We start from the raw sequence: 17,176 nt of genomic DNA on the forward strand, positions 1-17,176 counted from the left end.
TCGTCCCCACGCGGTGCCGGGGGCCGGTACGCTCGGCTGCGTGAGTCGGGAAGGTGTCACTCCTCAGTCTGAAGACTTCTCCGCCTGGTACAACGAGGTCGTCATCCAGGCCGAGCTCGTCGATCGTGGCCCGGTGCGCGGCACCATGGTCATCCGGCCGTACGGCTACCGCATGTGGGAGCTGCTGCAGGCCGACCTCGACGGGCGCATCAAGGAGGGCGGGCACGACAACGCCTGCTTCCCGATGTTCATCCCGGAGTCCTACTTCAAGCGCGAGGCCGAGCACGTCGAGGGCTTCTCGCCCGAGCTGGCCGTCGTGACGGTCGCCGGGGGCAAGGAGCTCGAGGAGCCGCTGGTCGTACGGCCCACCTCCGAGACGGTCATCGGCGAGTACATGGCCAAGTGGATCGACTCGCACCGCGACCTGCCGCTGCTGCTCAACCAGTGGGCCAACGTCGTACGGTGGGAGCTGCGGCCGCGCATGTTCCTGCGCACCACCGAGTTCCTCTGGCAGGAGGGCCACACCGCCCACGCCGACGAGGACGACGCGATGCGCGAGACCATGTGGGCGCTCGACGCCTACGCGGGCCTGGCGCGCGAGCTGGCGGCGATCCCGGTCATCGAGGGGGAGAAGACCCCCAGTGAGCGGTTCGCCGGCGCGGTGCGCACCTACACGATCGAGGGCATGATGCGCGACGGCCGGGCGCTGCAGTCCGGCACCTCGCACTACCTCGGCACCAACTTCGCCAAGGTCTTCGAGATCCAGTACCAGGACGAGGGCGGCAAGCTCGTCCACGCCCACACCACGTCCTGGGGCCTGAGCACCCGCATGATCGGCGGCGTGATCATGACTCACGGCGACGACAAGGGCCTCGTCCTGCCGCCGCGCATCGCGCCGTACCAGGTCGTGGTCGTCCCGATCGGCCGCGGTGACGCCGCGGAGCGTACGATCCCGGCCGCACGCGAGCTGGCCGCCACGCTCAAGAAGGCCGGCATCAGGGTGCACGTCGACGACAAGCGCCCGCAGCTCTCGCCCGGCTTCAAGTTCAACGACTGGGAGATGCGCGGCGTCCCGGTCCGGCTCGAGCTCGGCCCGCGCGACCTCGACGGCGGCGTCGTCACCCTGGCCCGCCGCCTCGGCGACCAGGGCAAGGAACAGGTGCCGCTCGACCGGGTGGCCGAGGTGCTCCCGGGCATCCTGGAGGACTTCCAGGCCTTCCTGTACGACCGGGCGACGCGCTTCCGCGACGAGCGCATCGCCACGGTCGAGAGCTGGGACGCCTTCCCCGGGCAGGTCTCGACCGGCTGGGCACGGGTGTTCCACTGCGGCCGCACCGACTGCGAGGACGCGATCAAGGCCGACACGGCCGCGACGCCGCGCTGCATCCCGAGCGAGGCACCGGACGAGACCGGCGCCTGCTTCCGCTGCGGCGAGCCGTCCGCCTACGGACGACGCATCCTCTTCGGCCGCTCCTACTAGGCCCTGAGAACTTCTGAGAGAATCTTTTTAGGGCGATGCTCCACTTCGACCACCCCAGGCCCGAGCCGTGGGGTGTACCGCGGCGGGCGATGCAGGGGCGGATGCCCTTGGCCGGGACCAGCCGACGATGTTCGTCGTGGTCATAGGCCCGGTCGACGGATTCGGCCGCGCCACACCAACCCTCCACCCAAGATCATTGTTAGGAGTTCTCAGGGCCCCCGGCGGGCGGGCGGTAGGCAAGCCGTCCCTGCCGGGCCTTCCTGCGGGTCAGCAGCGGCTGCAGGAACCACGCCCACAGGCTCAGGAGCACCACGCCCGTGGCCGTCGTGGCCGCCAGCCATGAGGAGAAGTAGCCGCGCGCGGCGACCGCCACCGCGCTGGCCATCGAGACGGTCAGCGCGATCGCGCCGGAGATCTCGTAGCGGTTCGAGCGGCTGATCACCACGTCCTTGCGGCCCGAGTGGAACAGGACCCGGTGCTGGGCGGCGGGTGCGATGAAGCAGATCGAGGCGATCGCCGCCGCGACCAGCGAGACGTAGTACACCCAGCGGCCGGCGTGGCCGACGCGGCCGAAGCCGTTGGAGAACGGCAGCGTCAGCAGGAAGGCGAACAGGAACTGGACTCCGGCCGTAACGACGCGAAGACCCTGGAGCAGCTCGATGAGTTCCCGGTCGAGACGCTGTTTCGGCGTCTCGTCGCGTTCGGGTCCCACGGCTGCTCCCGGGTCTTCGGTGTCGTCCCGGGTGAGGCGGGGGGTCAGCTCGCGACGGCGAGCTCGGTCAGCTCCTCCTCCGGCATGGTCTCCTCCGGCGCGGGCTCGGGGGCGGGGCGCACGGAGTCATAGACCTTGAGGGTCTCGTTTGCGATCCGTTCCCAGGAGTAGCGGGCGCGAACCCGATCGGCGCCGCCGATCCCGAGGGCGGCCAGGTGGGTCCGCTCGGCCAGCAGGCCGCGGATGCGGTGGGCGAGCTCGACCGGACGCCCGGGCCGGACGTAGACCCCGGTGACATCGTCGATCACCGTGTCGAGGTGGCCGCCGATGGCCGTGACGACGACCGGCGTCCCGCAGGCCATCGACTCGACCGGCACCCGGCCGAAGGACCCGTACGAGGGCAGGCTCACCGTCAGGTCCGCCGACCGCAGCAGGCCGGGGACGTCGGCCGAGTCGACCCGGCCGAGGAAGGTGACCCGGTCCTCGACGCCGGCCTCCTTGGCGGCGATGCGCAGGCGGTGGATCTCCTCGTCGCCGTCCAGCTCGGCCTTCGGCGGGCCGCCCGCGACGACCAGCTCTGCCTCGGGGATGCGGGCCAGCGCCTCGATGACCGTGGTCACGCCGTGCCCGGCGAGCCGGCGCGACAGCATGACGATGCGCGGCGACTCGGCGCGGGGGAGCAGCAAACGGCCCTGCGGGCTGAACCTGTCGCTGTCCACGCCGGAGGGTACGGCGGCGATGTGCGGCCGGGCGACGCCGATGCGAGCGAGCTCGGCGCTCTCGCTCTCGGTGGTGGCGATCAGGGCGGAGACACCGCGCCCGATGGCCCGCTCCATCCGCAGCCGGGCCGGGGACGCGCCGCCCTCGGCGCGGGCCTGCAGGGACGCGAGGCCGTGGAAGCTCTGTACGACGGGGATGTCCAGGCCGTCGGCGGCCGACAGCGTGGCCAGGCCGCTCAGCCAGTGGTGCGCGTGGATCACGTCAGGGCGCTTGTCGGCCAGGCGCTTGGCCAGCCGGTCGGCGAACTCCTTGATGTGGGGGAGAACCTCCTGCTCCGACATCGGCACGGCGTTGCCGGCGGAGATGGACTCGACGTACACGCGGGGCGCGAGGCGGACGCGCTCGCCGGAACCGAGGCCGTCCCGGCGCGTGTAGACGGTGACCCGATGTCCCTTGCGGCCCAGTTCGCGGGCGAGCTCGGCGATGTGAACGCGGAGGCTCTCGTTGGAGGCTCCGGTGGCGACCGGGCTGACGTGTACGGAGACCATGGCTATGTTCATTGCGGTTACTCCTGGATATCCCTGGGGTGGGGGCTCATGTGCGCGGTCGTACGGGTCCCGGCAGGGACCTCGGCGCGACCGCGGCGGAGATATGAGCGCGTGCTCTCGCGACCGAATTGCGAGGGCGTGCGCCCCGCCGCCGGACGAGCGTCCGGTGTGGCGGTGAAGGAGGAGACGACGTGCGTCAGTCGCGTTCTGGCGGAACAACTGAAAAGACGCATGCACACCCCTCCGGAAGTTGAGAGCGGGCATGCCGCTCTCCCGAGGTGTGCCTGCGTCTTAGGCACAATCGCTTACTCTTCCTCTTACCTGCCCAAGGGGTTCCTAAACATGATCGCGAAAAAACTTTCCGGGACGGTCAGCCGGTCACGCGCAGGGCGAGCATCGACACGTCATCGCGCAGGTCACCGTCGCAGAACTCCAGCAGCGCCTGTTCGACCGCCCGGGTCAGATCGCCGACGGGCCGGTCGGCGTGGGCGGCGAGGATCTCGATGAGGCGCTCGTGCCCGAACCTCACCCGCGCGGCGTCGGACACCTCGGGCACGCCGTCGGAGTAGAGGAAGAGCGTGTCGCCGGGGTCCAGGTCGAGCCGCTCGACGCCGACGCCGAAGTCGTCCTCGAAGAGCCCCATCGGGATGCCGCCGCCGCTCGTCGTACGGATCAGGCCGTCGCGGCGGATCAGGATCGCGGGCGGATGGCCGGCGCTGGCGACCGTCAGCGTCAGGCCCTCCTCGCGCGGTTCCAGGTAGGCCATCACCGCGGTGACGAAGCGCTCCTCGTCGATGAGCGCCTCGTTCATCATCGACATGACCTCGGCGGGCTTGGGGTGCCAGCGGGAGAGCAGCCGGATGCCGTGCTTGGCCGCCGCGGTGACCGCGGCGGCGTCCTCGCCCTTGCCACAGACGTCGCCGAGGACCAGGCCCCAGCCAGAGCCGGTGGTGAAGACCTCATAGAAGTCGCCGCCGAAGCCGGCGTCGCGGGTCGCCGGGTGGTGGCGGCCGGCCACCTCGGCGCCGGGGATCTCCGGCAGCTCGCGCGGCAGCAGGCCCGCCCGCAGCCGCTCGGCCACCATCGACCGGCGCCGGTAACGCCGTCCCGCCCGGATGACCAGGGCGAGGTTGCGGGCGAGGCGCTCGACCAGCCCGAGGTCCATCAGGTCGAACGGCCCCTGCTCACCGGACACGGTCAGCGTCAGGGTGCCGTGGCGCCGCTCGCCGTCGTCCAGCGGCACGCACATCAGGGAGGACGCCTCGATGAGCCCGCACACCGGAGGCCCGGCCGGGCTGGTGCCGAGCGCGCTGAGATCGTCGAGGTGGGCCTGGAGCACGGACCGGCCGGACCGGTGGACCGAGGCGGGCACCGTGTCGGGTGCGGGGTCGAGGTCCTCGAGCATGTGGGCGACCTCGCTGCTGCGCAGGTCGTCCGGGCCGATCACCACGTGCCGGAGCAGGCGCTCGTCGGTCTCCAGGTCGATGAAGACCCAGTCGGCCAGCTCGGTGGCGAGCAGCCGCGCGCAGCGGCGTACGGCGACGGACTCGGTGAAGGACTCGTCGTCCAGCAGCACGCCGGTGGCGGTGGCCAGGACGTCCATGCGGTGCACCACGGTGGCGACGGCGTCGTCGGTCGCGGTGACCTGCTGGGGGAGGTCCTGGGCGGCGGGTTCGCGGGTCGAGGGTGCGGTGGCCGCGACCACGAGAGGCTCCGGCTCTCCGGTGACCCAGATGCGGGCGAACGTCACGTCCACCTCGACCGGGCCGTGCCCGGACAGCAGCCGTACGCGGGAGCGCCGCCGGCGGCCCGAGTGGAACACCCCGGCCACGTGGGAGCCCACCGTGGCCCGCGTCGCCAGGTCGCAGAACATCGGGAACGGCTTGCCGGTGAGGTAGCCGGCCGATGATCCGAGCAGCGCGCCGGCCTGCCGGTTGACCCGGCGTACGGTGCCGTCGCGCTCCAGCAGGAACAGCGGCACCGGGGCGTCCTGGAAGACCGTGCGCAACAGCCGTCGCTCCCCGTCGGCCGCGTCGTTCCGGGCCCGGGTGGAGGTCTGGTCGGTGCCGGTGGCCCGCAGCACCGCCACGGCGCGCTCGAGGTCGGCCAGAGCGGCTTCCAGCAGCGCTCCGCGGTCGGCGCCGGGCAACAGGGCCGCGCTGCGCAGCTCTCCGGCCCGCGACTCCAGCTCGGCGGTTTCGGGGCGCAGTGCCTCAGGGCGAAGAGGCTCGTGCTCTTGCTGGTCGGGAATGCTGCCCTCCGGCTGCGGGGTGGATCGCCTCGGATGCGATCCTGGTCGGCTGTGCGTACTCTAACCGGCCGCCGGAGGACCCGGCGAGGACCTGACTACCGGTGATCGAGACCTTCCGCGCGGTGTCCGGAGACGATGCGCTGGGCGATGGCCGTGAGCTTGACGTGACGGGTCTGGGAGATCCGCTTCAGCTCGTTGAACGCGGTCTCGGCGTCACACCCCATGGCGTGCATCAAGACGCCCTTGGCCTGGTCGACGATGGAGCGGGCCTCGACCGCCTGGCGGAGCTGGGTGGCGGTGCGGTGGGCGTCCTCGTACATGCGGGTGTTGGAGACCGCGGCCCCGCCCTGCGCGGCCAGCAGCGAGCCCAGGCTGAGCTCGTCCCGGTCGAGCGCGCCGGGCACGGCGCCGTACACCGTCAGCGTCACGATCATCGGGCCGGCGCGGTGGACGGTGTCGGCGAAGCAGCGCACGCCGCGCTGGAGGGCGAGGGGCGTGTAGTCGGGCCAGCGCGTCTCGGCGAGGGTGTCGTCGCAGAAGGCCGGGACCTCGCTGCGCGCCACCTCGATCATGGGCCCGGCGCGGCGGGCGCACTGGATCTCACTGAGATAGGCCAGGTCGGGGTGGGTGCCGGCCTGGTCGAGCGGCTCGGAGATGTCTCCCGCGCTCCAGCGGACCGCCGTGGCGCCGGCGCATCCCTGGACGGTATGGGTGGCCAGCTCGGTGACCCGCCGCAGCGCGGCCGTCGCCGAGGCCTCGTGCACCAGGCCGAGCCGGGCGACGTGTGCCGCGAGCTCGCTGCTGATCTGCGGTTGGTACCCCACGAGTGTCACGGTAGCCGCTGTTCAGAGCTTTGGGGGTATCCATCCGGCACCGGTGAGAGCCGTGGGCTCGTCTCGGTCGGAGGTCAGATCCCCGATCGAGACGACGCCCACGAGCCGGCCGTCCTCGACGACGGGCAGACGCCGGACGGCACGGTCGAGCATGAGCCGCAGCGCGGTGTCGGTGCCGTCGTCCGGGCCGACCGTCACGATGCCCGCGCTGCAGACGTCGGCGAGGCGCGTGCCGGTGAGGTCCCGTCCTTCGGCCACCGCGCGCACGACGATGTCACGGTCGGTCAGCAGACCGCACAGCATGCCGTCCTGGGTGATCAGCACACCACCGATCTCCTGGTCGCGCATGAGCCGTGCCGCTTCGGTAAGCGGAGCGTCCAGGGGCAGGGTGATGGGCTCTGGCTTCATGACTTCGCGAACCTGTCGCGCCATTGCCGGCTCCCTCCGCCCTGACATGCGCCGCCTACCCAAGCGAGCGGGTCTTATTCCGAAGACTCTTCCGCGACCTCTGTCAGAAGTCGAAGACCGAGCCCGTCTTGTCGCGCATGACGCAGCTGTTCGGGAACTTCTCGGTGAAGCGGAGCGCCTGGCCCTGCCACTGGCCCTGCGCGGTCACGGTCACCGGCGAATAGATCATGAAGCAGGCGCGTGGGTTGGCCGCGGCCGGCATCTCCGCCAGCCGGCCGCCGGCCCTGGCGACGTCGGCGCAGGCCTCGGCCGCCTTCGGGTGCGTGCCGCCCGCCGGCTCACACTGCAGCGTCACCGTGCGCACCGGCCCGTTGCCGGCGCTGGTGTGGAGCACCAGGCGTGAGGCCTGCGGGATCGGGTTGACGGCGCTGAAGTACGCGGCCGGCATGGTACGGCCGGCCTTGCGGCTCAGCGTCTGGTTGGTGCTCCGGTCGTTGAGCGGACGGCCCTGCCGGCCCTGGCGGACCGGCCGGATCGGCCGGATCGGGCGGCCCGGACGGGCCACGACGCGCCGCGGCGGCATCGCGTTGGGCTGTGCCGCGGCGTTCTGCTGTGCCGCGCCCGGCTGCGCCGCGTTCGGCGGCGCTCCGTTCTGTGCTCCCGCGTTCGGTGCCGCCGCGCCCGGGGCCTCCGGTGCGCCGACGTCCGGCGCGTTGTTGCCCGGTGCCTCGGGCTGTTGCTGGGCGGAGCCCTGCAGCTCGGCGGCCTCCTTCAGAGCCTCGGCGGCCTCCGGCGGAAGCGCCGGGTCGTCGGCGTCGGCGAACCCGGTGTCGGCCCCCGTGCCCGGCCGTGAGGCCGGCCTGTTGCGCATGGGCATGGCCGGACGGCCGTGGGCGCCGGTCGCCCCGTGGGCGCCGGTCGCGGCGGGCGCGTGCTGCTCGTCGCCGCCGCCGTCCGCGTCCACCTTCACGTCGTTCTCAGGCGGGCGGCCCGGCCGGTTGCGCATGCCGCCCACCCTGCCGTGCATCGGGTGCCGGGCGTGGACGCCGTGCGCGGCCCGTGAATGACCGCTTGCCGCGGGCGGAGGCGCGGGCTTGCCGTAAGCAGCGTCGACCGCGTGCACCGGAAGCACGGCAGGAATTGCCGCGGCTATAGATGTCGCCAATATTCGTCGCATGTCGTTTTTTCCCCCCGAAAAAGACCGCCTGTTTCGGCGGAGTCTCAGTCGCATACTGTAGCGCATCGATCTCTCACGGTAATCGTGAAGCTGTGCTGTTTGTGGAGGCCAGAGGGCCTGTACGTCGATAAGATCGGGAACGAATCCCTACCCTCAGCCCGCTGCGCGCCGAGAGGAGCACGGTGTCCGAGCACGACTGGCAGACCGCCGTGCTTGCCGAGCTCGGCGTCCCGCGAACTGGGCTGGTAACACCCGATTCGACCGGTGCGTCCGCCCCCACGGCCGGGCACGCGGCCCCGCATCCGGAAGAGCTTCGCGAGCCGCCGCCGGCGCCGCGTCAGCCGCCGGCCACCCTCATCGACGAGCCTTCCCGGCCGGACGAGAAATTGTCCGTACGACCCGCTCCCACGCAGTGGGACGGGCCGAAGGCCGAAAGTGAACAATGGGGCGTCGCGCATTCGCGTACGGAAAGGCCGGCGGCCGCTTCCGCGAGCGCCGAGCCGTCGGCCGCGCCGGCACGTCCCGGGTTTCCCCAGCAGGCGCCGCCCGCCACGTGGAGCCCTCCACCGTGGGAGACGTCCCCGCCCGACGAGCGGACGCCGCCCCGGCCGGAGGTGCCCCAGGAGGAGGCGGCCCCCAACCAGGCGGCGGCCTGGGAGCTCGCCTCACAGACCTCCTGGGGACTGGTCGCCCAGGCGCCGTGGGGCACCGAGCCCCCGCCGGAGGACGAGGCCCCGCAGGGGCAATGGGAACGGTCCGACGCGGAGGCGTGGACGCCGGAGAGCACGAGAGGGCACCAGCCGTCCGCGCAGCCGGCCCCGGAGGACCTCGTCCGCCGCTCCACGCACGGCGACCGCCTCGTACGCCGGGTGGGACGCGGCGTGCGCCGCGCGGTGGGCACCGGCGCGGCGCACGAGATACGCAAGGCCGCCGACGTCGGGAGCCTCCTCGGCCGCCCGGTCTCCTCCTGCCGGCAGATCGCCGTCACCAGCATCCGCGGCGGCGCGGGCAAGACGACGGTGGCCGGGCTGACCGCCACCGTGATCTCGCAGTACCGCCAGGACCGCGTCCTCGCGGTGGACGCCGACTCCGGGCTCGGTTCGCTGCCGTTGCGCCTCGGTGTACGGGCCGAGCGCTCGCTGCACGACCTGACCGCGGCGAACCCCCGCAGCTTCGAGGAGACCACGCCCTTCCTCAGCCGCACGGGGGACGGACTCTGGGTCCTGTCGGGCACCGCGGGCGGCCACATCACCCATGAGCTGGACCTCGACGCCTTCAAGGCGGCGGCGGGGCGGATGACCCGCTACTTCTCCGCCCTCGTGATCGACTGCGGGGCCGGCCTGCTGCCGGAGCTGCAGCGCGGCATCCTCGGCGACGCGCACGCCCAGGTCATGGTGACCCCGGGCACGGTCGACGGGGCGCTCAGCGCGCAGGGCGCCCTCGAGTGGCAGGCGCGCAACGGCTTCCAGCACCTGCTGACCCGTACGGTGGTCGCGTTCGTGACGCACACCCCCCACGTCGACGCCGATCTGACCCGCGCGGCGCAACTGCTCAGCGGCGGCGGGATGCCCGTGGTGCACATGCCCTACGACCGGCACCTCGCCACCGGAACGGCGATAGAGTCCGCGCGGATCGGCCAGGAGACGAGAGCGGCGGCGATACGTGTCGCGCTGGAGGCGTTCGCCCGGGCGACCAGCGTCTGACAACGACCGAAACGAGGAGGTCCGCGGCTTTGACCAGCGACATCGTCGCCCTGGTGCGTAACGAGCCGGATATTTCCACGGTCGTCGAGGGCATGATCGCCTTTGGTGAGTCGCTGCGCGTTCGCGAGGCCGGCACCGGCGGGCTCCACCTCTACGATCTCGACGGCCGGCTCGCGGTCTCGATCGAGGCGCCGGAGCTCGTACGCGTCCCCGGCGAGGTCGAGCGCCTGCTGGGCCCGCAGATGGCGGGCAAGGTGCGCCTGCCGACCTGGTGGGTGGAGGTACGCGCGGCCGCCGGCGTACCCGAGGCCCGGCGCATCGCACGCAGGTTCGCCGACGACATCGTGCACTGGCAGGGCGGCGCGGTGTGGCCGCCGCCCCCCGAGGAGGCGCCGTGAGTCATCCGGCCGCCGACGCGCTGACCTCCAAGGCGATGGTGGTGCTGCAAGACCGCCCGGTGGTGCCGTTCACCACCTGGCTCGCCGAGGGACTGCGGCTGTGCAGCGAGACCCGGCGCGGCCTCCAGGTCGTCACACCGGCCGAGTCGCGCATCACGATGCCGCTGCGGCTCGTCCTGACCGGGCCGAACAGCCGCTGGGTCGTCCGCGCCGACGGCGGCTACTACGACGGTCTCACCGGCGTGCCCCTGCTGTGGGACGGCGCGGCCTTCGTCGTCGATCCCGCCGCGCGGGCGTACGCGCCGGGGTACACCAAGCCGCCGAACGTCCCGATCGGCGCCCAGCTCACCGTCACCCTCCGCGTACGGCACACGGCGGAGTCCGTGATCGGGGGAGCGGCCGACCACATCTGCCGGTCGCTGACCGGCGAGCCGCCGGGCGGGTGGGGCACCTCCGAGCCCGCCACCGGGGTGTGGCGCGTCGAGGACCTCGCCGAGATGTTCGGGTCACGGGTCTCGGCCGCGGTCTGGCTCACCGTCGTGGGCGGAGGCGAGGGCGGCCCCCCGGTCGTCGGCACGATGCTGCTGTCCGAGGTGGACGGGGCCGCCGAGGAGGCGGTGACGCTGGTGATCGGCTACACCGATCCGCAGGAGGCGCCGATCGCGGCGCTGCCGGCCGCCGTCGGAACGCTCGCCGCGGCCTTTCCGCTGATCTCGTGCTTCGCCCAGCTCAGCCCGGGCAACACCGACCTCACCACGGGGCCACGGTGGGTGGGGCCGGCCGGGCCCGTCGGCCTGGCCGTGAGCGGCTCCGCGCCGGGGCCGCCCGGGGTGCCCGGGCAGCAGATCGGCGAAACGCGGTCGCCGACGATGTGGTACTCCCTCGGCGACGGCCGCAGGCAGGACGCCTGGCAGCGCTACGAGCAGCTCACCGGCTACCTGCGGGCGCAGGCGTCCTGAGGATCGGTCAGGCCGCGCGTACGACGCTGACGCGCGGGGCGTACTCCCGCAGTTGCTCGCGCAGCTGGCGGCGGCCGCGGTGCAGCCGGGACATCACCGTGCCGATGGGCGTGCCCATCATCGTGGCGATCTCCTTGTAGGGGTAGCCCTCGATGTCGGCGAGGTAGACGGCCGTACGGAACTCCGGGGCGAGCGCCCGCAGGGCCCGTACGACGTCGGAGTCGGGGAGCCGGTCGAGTGCCTCGTGCTCGGCCGAACGCAGCCCCGTCGAGGTGTGCGACTCGGCGCGGGCGAGCTGCCAGTCCTCGATCTCCTCGGTACCGGCCCGCTGGGGCTCACGCTGCTTCTTGCGGTAGGTGTTGATGAAGTTGTTGGTGAGGATGCGGTGCATCCACGCCTTGAGGTTCGTGCCTTCCTCGAACTGGTGGAAGTTCACGTAGGCCTTGGCGAGGGTCTCCTGGACGAGGTCCTCGGCGTCTGTGGGGTTGCGCGTCATGCGTACCGCGCTGGCGTACAGCGGGTCGATGAGCGGCCTGACGTCGCGTTCGTAGCGCTCGTCATCGTGGCGGCCCGCTGTGGGTGCCGCAGTGGTCATTCTCGCTCCGTAGGGTGCTGAGCTGGGCGAGGGGGCCGGATCGCGCCGGGTTTGGGGGCCGGGCTGGGCATCACTCTGGGTGCGGAGCAGCACTCCGCTGACTGCCGGCTTCTTCGCCCAAGAGGAAAATCGGACAATGGTGCCCGCCAGGGGCCCGGACGCGGGCTGGCTGGAAGGCACTTGACGGTCTTGCGCCTTACCGATGCACAACCGGATGCGCAGCGCTTACCGCGAGCCATGAGTCTAACGCGAGAACGCCACGGTGAAAAGTGGTTTTGGTCACGATCTGTGGTGATCCGACTCGCGGGCCAATACCGGTCCTTCCGGGATAAAGCCTACGTGACCTGGTGAGACTTGAAAAGACTTGGCACGGTTGAGTGGTCAGTGACAGGTGGGGCGATCACGCGCGGTAGGCATCAGTGGGGCCGGGCCCGGCGGGGGTGGTGGCCCATCATGACGACGCGCACGATCTCCTCGGCGTACACGGCGGGGTCGGCCGGCATGCCCGTCGTCTCGGCCATCGCCTGGGGCGGGGTCAGCAGGCGGACGAAGGCGTAGTGGTGGCATGCGCCGATGAGGGTCGCGGCGAGGAACGGAGGGCGGGCGTACGTGGCCAGCCGCCCGGTCCGCTGCTCGGCCTCCAGATAGCCGACCACCGCGGCATGCCCGAACACCGCCCCGGCGGCACTTCCCGTCCCGGGGCTGCTTCCCGCGCCGGCGAGACCTCCCGTGCTGGCGGCGCTTCCCGTTCCGGCGGCACCTCCCACGCCGGCGGCTGCCGCACCATGCCCGCCCTGCGCGGGACCGCCGGCACCGGGTGCCTGGTCGGTGGGGGTTTCTGTGGAGACTTCCACGCCCCGCCTGTGGCCGAGCCAGTCGCGTAGGGCGGGGTCGCCCAGGGCCGGGCCGGTGAGGGGGAGCAGGTCCGTGAAGAAGGCGATCTCGGCCTCGGCCAGCTCGGCGAGGTTGCCGTCGACCGTGCCCTCGCCCACGCGCCCCGCCAGGCGTACGAGTGCCTCGTGGAGTCCGTCCGTGACCGAGGCCAGGGACGCCGCGATGAGCTCGCTCTTGTTCGCGAAGTGGTTGTAGATGCTGCCCTCGGCCACCCCGGCCGCGCGGGCGATCTCCCTGGTCGTGGTGCCGGTGAGGCCGCGGTCTCGCATCACCGAGACGGCCGCCGCCAGGATCCGGTCGCGCATCGAGTCCCGCATGGTCCTCCACCTGGACTTTCGCCGCGAACGCTACCACGAAGCCCCTGAGTGAGCGTTCACTCAGAAAAAAGTCCGGCCGAACGCGCAATCCAAACCGGGGTTCCGACAAATACCAGGTGAACCCCGAAAACCGACCGGATCGAGGAACGCCCGCGATGTACCCGGAACTCCGCGACAAGGTCGTGCTCATCACCGGCGGCTCACACGGGATCGGCGCCGGCACCGCTCGCGCGTTCGCCGCCGAGGGAGCCGACGTCGCCGTCGTCGGCCGGGACCGCCTCGCCCTCGACCTGGTCACCGCCGAGACCGGAGGAGTCGGGATCGTCGCCGACGTCACGCGCCCGGACCACCTCGAGAGCGCGCGGGCGCGTGCGGAGGAGGACCTCGGCCCGGTCGACATCCTGTGCGCGTTCGCCGGGATGAGCGTCAAGGAGTGGCACGGCGCCGTCGGCGGCAACCTCACCGCGACGTTCCTGACGCTGAAGGAGTTCCTGCCCGGCATGCGGAAGCGCCGTACGGGATCGATCATCACGATGTCGTCCTCGGCCGGGCGGCGACCCTCCGGCCTGCCCGCAGGCGGCCCCGAGGGCACCACGGTCGCCCGCGACGCCGCGAAGGCGGACGTGCAGGCCCTCACAATGCACGTCGCGGCCGAGGTCGCCTCCGACGGCGTACGGGTCAACTGCCTCGCACCCGGCGCGAGACACCCCGAGCGCACCGACCGGCTCGAGGCCATGGCGGCCACCCATCCACTCGGCCGGACGGTCCACGTCCCCGATGTCGCCGGGGCCACCCTGTACCTTGCCTCCGGCCGGTCGTCGTGGCCGACCGGGCTCATTCTCGACGTGGCCGGGGGCCGCACGATGCTCTGAGCTCGCGGAGATGCCCGTACGGCTCTGGCGGCATGCCCTGTTCTGCCCGCTCACGCCCATTGATGCGATCGTTGACGGAAACAGCAGCGAATCAGCCCGGCGATCTGTAGCGTCACCCTCACAGCGGGTGCGGGGGGCCGTGCACAGCGCTCGTCCGGGGAGGTGTTCTTCGTTGGTGAAACGTCAACACGCCACCGCGCGAGCGGCAGGCACCGGTTCACCACGGCTGCTCGACGAACACCTGCTCGGGCTCGCCCCGATGGCCGTGATCCTGATCAACGACTTCGGCCACGTCACCCATTGGAACAACACGGCCAACGACATCTTCGGGTTAGCCCACGAGGACGCCGTCGGACACCCCCTGCGCACACTCCTGCGGCTGCCCCAGGAGCACCGGGACGCGTTCGAACCCGGAGGCTCCCGCATCCGGCACGTATGGACCGGCATCTTCCACGTCCCGCGCGCGGACGACAGTGAGACCAACGAGATCGCCTGGTGGGTCTATCCGCTGACGGGCCCGGACCGCGTCCGCATCCTCGTGATCGCCGCCGACGCCCATCGGCTGCGCGACGGAGGTCCCGGCCTGGCCCTGGGCGAGGTCGTCGTCTCCGCGCCGTCCCAGACGTCGCTGACAACCGAGAGCGGCGTGCAGGTGCTGCGCGTCGAGCCGACGCTCCTGACGGTGAGAGGGCCCGACGCGGTCATGCTCGACCGGCGGCTCACCGAGATGCTCCCGGCCATGCCGCCCGGCGCCGCCGAGCCCATCGTCCGGCAGATCCTCGACCGCGGCTATCCGGCGGTCAACGTCAGCGTCACCGCGCGGCTCCCGTTCGCGGCCTATCTCGGCCCGCCGCCGAAGGAACAGCTGATCCGCGAGGTCGAGGAGCCGCCGGGCGAGCCCGTACGCGTGCGCTCCATCGACCGTTCCGCCGCCAAGGAACGGCTCGACTTCCTCAACGAGGCCGGATCCCGGATCGTCGACACCCTCGATCCGGTGCAGACCGCCGCCGCGCTGTGCACCGCGCTGGTGCCCAGGTTCGCCGACTTCGCCGACGTACAGCTCCTCAAGTCGATCGTCTCCGACGAGGAGCTGCCGCCGCTGACGCCGGACGAGTCGCCCACCGCCGTACGCGTGGCCGTGAGCCACGACGACGCGTACGGCCAGTGGGACACGCTGGCCCCGCGCGGAGAGACGCTGCGGCTGCCGGCCAACACCCCGTTCACCCAGAGCCTCATGACGGGCCGGAGCGTCAACGTCCCGCGAATCGGCGAGAGGTTCGCCCGCCGGGTGTCGGACCGCTTCGCCGACGACCGCGACCTGCGGCCCCTCCTGCAGGGCCGGGCACTGCTCGTCTCACCGCTGATCGCGCGCGGCACCGGGCTGGGCAACCTCACCCTGCTGCGCCGCTCCGACCGTCCGCCCTTCGACGAGGCCGACGTCAGGATGATCGAGGAGCTGTGCCGGCGTACGGCCCTCTACGTCGACAACGGCCGGCTCTACCGCCGCGAGAGCCGGGCCGCAGCCGAGCTGCAGAAGACCATGCTGCCCGACGCGCCGCCCGTCGTCGCCGGGGCGCAGATCTGCTACCGCTACGTCCCGGCCAACGAGGCCGTACGCGTCGGAGGCGACTGGTTCGACGCGATCCCGCTGCCGGGCGGCCGTCTCGCCCTGGTCGTGGGCGACGTCATGGGCCACGGGCTGACCTCCGCGGCGATCATGGGCCAGTTCCGGACCGCCGTACGCACCCTCGCCGCCCAGGACCTGCCGCCGGGCCAGTTACTTCGCCAGCTCGACGACCTCGCCCGCAGGCTCGGCGACGACTACATCGCCACCTGCATCTACGTCGTGTACGACCCGGTGGCGCGGCGGTGCGAGATCGCCAACGCGGGCCACCTGCCGCCGGTGCTGGTCTCACCGTTCGGCGACAGCGAGCTTCTGGACGTGCCGTCGGGCGCGCCGATCGGCGTCGGCGGCGTCGCCTTCGAGACCGCCGTGTTCGACGTCGAGGACGAGAGCCAGTTCGTGCTGTGCACCGACGGCCTCGTGGAGCGGCGCGGCCAGGCGATCGACGTGGGCCTCGCCGAGCTGCGGGAATACCTCAGCGGCCCACCACAGCCGCTGGAGCGGGTGTGCGAGACCTTGATCGAGGGCTTCGGCGCGACCGGCCGGCGCGACGACGACATCGCGCTGCTCGCGGTGCGCTTCAAGGGCATCCCGAAGGACGACGTGGTGAGCTGGACGCTGGAGGCCCTTCCGATCCACGTCCGCTACGCGCGGGAGCTGGCGAAGGAGACCCTGGCGACGTGGGGCCTGACCGGCCTCTCCGAGACGGTCGAGCTCATGGTCAGCGAACTCGTCACCAACGCCGTATGCCACGGCGCCGGCGACATCGGCCTCCGGCTGATCCGGACGGCGTCGCTGCTGTGCGAGGTCCGCGACGACGGGTACGACCTGCCCAACCTGCGCGGCACGGACCTGAACGCCGAGAACGGCCGGGGCCTCCAGCTCGTCACCGCCCTCGCCGAACGCTGGGGCGCCCAGCGCACCCCGACCGGCAAGGTCGTCTGGTTCGAGCAAACTCTCTAGGGCATGACTTTTGAGCGTTCGTTGTAGGTGCCGGTGAACTCCTGGCCCGAAAGGGCCTGGATCTCGCGCATGATCTCGTCCACCAGGGCCCGCCGGCCTCTCGCCGGGGGCATGTCGGCGAAGGACTTGTAGTCGATCGGCTTGCCGAACGTCACTCCGGGGCGGACGATGCGCGGCAGCCGGGCGCCGACCGGCATGATCCGCTGGGTGTCGCGGACCGCCACCGGGACGATGTTGACGTTGGCGTTGAGCGCCAGCCAGCCCACACCCGTGTGCCCGCGGTACAACCGGCCGTCCTCCGAGCGGGTGCCCTCGGGGTAGATCGCGAAGGCGTTGCCCTCGTCGAGGGTCTGCAGCGCGACGTCCAGCGCGGCGACCGCGGCGCGCTGTTCCGTACGCGGCACCGGGATGTGGCCCATCGCGCTGAGGAACGCGCCCAGCACGCTGGCCAGGCCGTGGCCCTCGAAGTATTCGGCCTTGGCCAGGAACGTGACGCGGCGGGGTACGACGAGCGGGATCAGCACGCTGTCCACGAACGACAGATGATTGCTGGCGAGGATGACCGGACCGTCGGCCGGTACGTTCTCCAAACCCGCCACCACCGGCCGGAACACGATCCGGAGCAGCGGGCGGACGACTCTGTACATGAATGCGTACAGCAACTGTGCCTCCCTGAACTCTCCGTAACCTTAGACCTTGAGAGCTGGAGAGGTCGTCGTTGG

The 17,176-nt window shown here is 71.7% G+C and carries 15 protein-coding genes and 1 pseudogene; 6 read left to right on the forward strand and 10 right to left on the reverse strand.

What is annotated here, in order from left to right:
• Nucleotides 1-40 precede the first annotated feature (40 nt).
• Complete coding sequence (proS, locus tag QWU11_RS29515) at nt 41-1,480, forward strand: proline--tRNA ligase (protein WP_290117721.1); 1,440 nt, start codon at nt 41-43, stop codon at nt 1,478-1,480.
• A gap of 34 nt (nt 1,481-1,514) precedes the next feature.
• Here proS and QWU11_RS29520 read toward each other — a convergent pair.
• The 7 genes and pseudogenes from QWU11_RS29520 to QWU11_RS29550 all read right to left on the reverse strand — a co-directional run.
• Nucleotides 1,515-1,634: pseudogene (locus QWU11_RS29520) on the reverse strand (IS5/IS1182 family transposase); the annotation flags it as partial.
• A gap of 45 nt (nt 1,635-1,679) precedes the next feature.
• The gene (locus QWU11_RS29525) at nt 1,680-2,192 is read right to left on the reverse strand and encodes a DUF6328 family protein (RefSeq protein WP_290117722.1); all 513 of its coding nucleotides are present in this window, start codon (nt 2,190-2,192) and stop codon (nt 1,680-1,682) included.
• Nucleotides 2,193-2,236: 44 nt separating this feature from the next.
• Nucleotides 2,237-3,472 (reverse strand): glycosyltransferase, encoded by a 1,236-nt coding sequence (locus QWU11_RS29530; RefSeq protein ID WP_290117723.1) that lies wholly within the window; start codon nt 3,470-3,472, stop codon nt 2,237-2,239.
• A gap of 358 nt (nt 3,473-3,830) precedes the next feature.
• On the reverse strand, nt 3,831-5,609 hold the full coding sequence (locus QWU11_RS29535) for a SpoIIE family protein phosphatase (RefSeq protein WP_290117724.1): 1,779 nt from the start codon (nt 5,607-5,609) through the stop codon (nt 3,831-3,833).
• Between the two features lie 197 nt (nt 5,610-5,806).
• Complete coding sequence (locus QWU11_RS29540) at nt 5,807-6,535, reverse strand: GAF and ANTAR domain-containing protein (RefSeq protein ID WP_290117725.1); 729 nt, start codon at nt 6,533-6,535, stop codon at nt 5,807-5,809.
• A 21-nt stretch (nt 6,536-6,556) separates the two neighbouring features.
• Nucleotides 6,557-6,952: a CBS domain-containing protein gene (locus QWU11_RS29545; protein ID WP_290117726.1), complete on the reverse strand. Its 396-nt coding sequence runs from the start codon at nt 6,950-6,952 to the stop codon at nt 6,557-6,559.
• Between the two features lie 103 nt (nt 6,953-7,055).
• The gene (locus tag QWU11_RS29550) at nt 7,056-7,958 is read right to left on the reverse strand and encodes an SSI family serine proteinase inhibitor (RefSeq protein WP_290117727.1); all 903 of its coding nucleotides are present in this window, start codon (nt 7,956-7,958) and stop codon (nt 7,056-7,058) included.
• Between the two features lie 353 nt (nt 7,959-8,311).
• Between QWU11_RS29550 and QWU11_RS29555 the strand changes: the two genes are divergently transcribed.
• Genes QWU11_RS29555 through QWU11_RS29565 form a run of 3 tightly spaced genes read left to right on the forward strand, consistent with a single transcriptional unit; the run spans nt 8,312 to nt 11,189 of the window.
• The gene (locus tag QWU11_RS29555; RefSeq protein ID WP_290117728.1) at nt 8,312-9,832 is read left to right on the forward strand and encodes a hypothetical protein; all 1,521 of its coding nucleotides are present in this window, start codon (nt 8,312-8,314) and stop codon (nt 9,830-9,832) included.
• Nucleotides 9,833-9,861: 29 nt separating this feature from the next.
• A complete protein-coding gene (locus QWU11_RS29560; protein ID WP_290117729.1) occupies nt 9,862-10,230 on the forward strand; it encodes a hypothetical protein in 369 nt (122 codons plus the stop codon).
• Nucleotides 10,227-11,189: a DUF6177 family protein gene (locus QWU11_RS29565; RefSeq protein ID WP_290117730.1), complete on the forward strand. Its 963-nt coding sequence runs from the start codon at nt 10,227-10,229 to the stop codon at nt 11,187-11,189. Before QWU11_RS29560 ends, QWU11_RS29565 begins: the two co-directional genes overlap by 4 nt.
• Nucleotides 11,190-11,196: 7 nt before the next feature.
• Here the strand turns inward: QWU11_RS29565 and QWU11_RS29570 are convergent, their stop codons facing one another.
• Together QWU11_RS29570 and QWU11_RS29575 are read right to left on the reverse strand one after the other, a co-directional pair.
• Complete coding sequence (locus QWU11_RS29570) at nt 11,197-11,784, reverse strand: sigma-70 family RNA polymerase sigma factor (protein ID WP_290117731.1); 588 nt, start codon at nt 11,782-11,784, stop codon at nt 11,197-11,199.
• A 416-nt stretch (nt 11,785-12,200) separates the two neighbouring features.
• The gene (locus QWU11_RS29575) at nt 12,201-12,995 is read right to left on the reverse strand and encodes a helix-turn-helix domain-containing protein (RefSeq protein ID WP_290117732.1); all 795 of its coding nucleotides are present in this window, start codon (nt 12,993-12,995) and stop codon (nt 12,201-12,203) included.
• 155 nt (nt 12,996-13,150) lie between these two features.
• Between QWU11_RS29575 and QWU11_RS29580 the strand changes: the two genes are divergently transcribed.
• Both QWU11_RS29580 and QWU11_RS29585 read left to right on the forward strand, forming a co-directional pair.
• The gene (locus QWU11_RS29580) at nt 13,151-13,867 is read left to right on the forward strand and encodes an SDR family oxidoreductase (protein WP_290117733.1); all 717 of its coding nucleotides are present in this window, start codon (nt 13,151-13,153) and stop codon (nt 13,865-13,867) included.
• A gap of 175 nt (nt 13,868-14,042) precedes the next feature.
• A complete protein-coding gene (locus QWU11_RS29585) occupies nt 14,043-16,454 on the forward strand; it encodes a SpoIIE family protein phosphatase (RefSeq protein WP_290117734.1) in 2,412 nt (803 codons plus the stop codon).
• On the opposite strand, the gene QWU11_RS29590 is transcribed toward QWU11_RS29585, so the two are convergent.
• Nucleotides 16,451-17,101, reverse strand: coding sequence for a lysophospholipid acyltransferase family protein (locus QWU11_RS29590; RefSeq protein ID WP_290117735.1), 651 nt, complete (start codon nt 17,099-17,101; stop codon nt 16,451-16,453). The genes QWU11_RS29585 and QWU11_RS29590 overlap by 4 nt on opposite strands.
• Nucleotides 17,102-17,176 lie beyond the last annotated feature (75 nt).

Source organism: Actinomadura sp. DC4, from assembly GCF_030406325.1.
GTDB lineage: Bacteria > Actinomycetota > Actinomycetes > Streptosporangiales > Streptosporangiaceae > Actinoallomurus.

Excerpts from the sequence above, each read along its gene's own strand:
- QWU11_RS29530 (WP_290117723.1), bottom strand. The coding sequence starts at position 3,472 with ATGAACATAGCCATGGTCTCCGTACACGTCAGCCCGGTCGCCACCGGA.
- QWU11_RS29545 (WP_290117726.1), bottom strand. The coding sequence starts at position 6,952 with ATGAAGCCAGAGCCCATCACCCTGCCCCTGGACGCTCCGCTTACCGAA.
- QWU11_RS29550 (WP_290117727.1), bottom strand. The coding sequence starts at position 7,958 with ATGCGCAACCGGCCGGGCCGCCCGCCTGAGAACGACGTGAAGGTGGAC.
- QWU11_RS29570 (WP_290117731.1), bottom strand. The coding sequence starts at position 11,784 with ATGACCACTGCGGCACCCACAGCGGGCCGCCACGATGACGAGCGCTAC.
- QWU11_RS29575 (WP_290117732.1), bottom strand. The coding sequence starts at position 12,995 with ATGCGGGACTCGATGCGCGACCGGATCCTGGCGGCGGCCGTCTCGGTG.
- QWU11_RS29580 (WP_290117733.1), top strand. The coding sequence starts at position 13,151 with ATGTACCCGGAACTCCGCGACAAGGTCGTGCTCATCACCGGCGGCTCA.
- QWU11_RS29590 (WP_290117735.1), bottom strand. The coding sequence starts at position 17,101 with ATGTACAGAGTCGTCCGCCCGCTGCTCCGGATCGTGTTCCGGCCGGTG.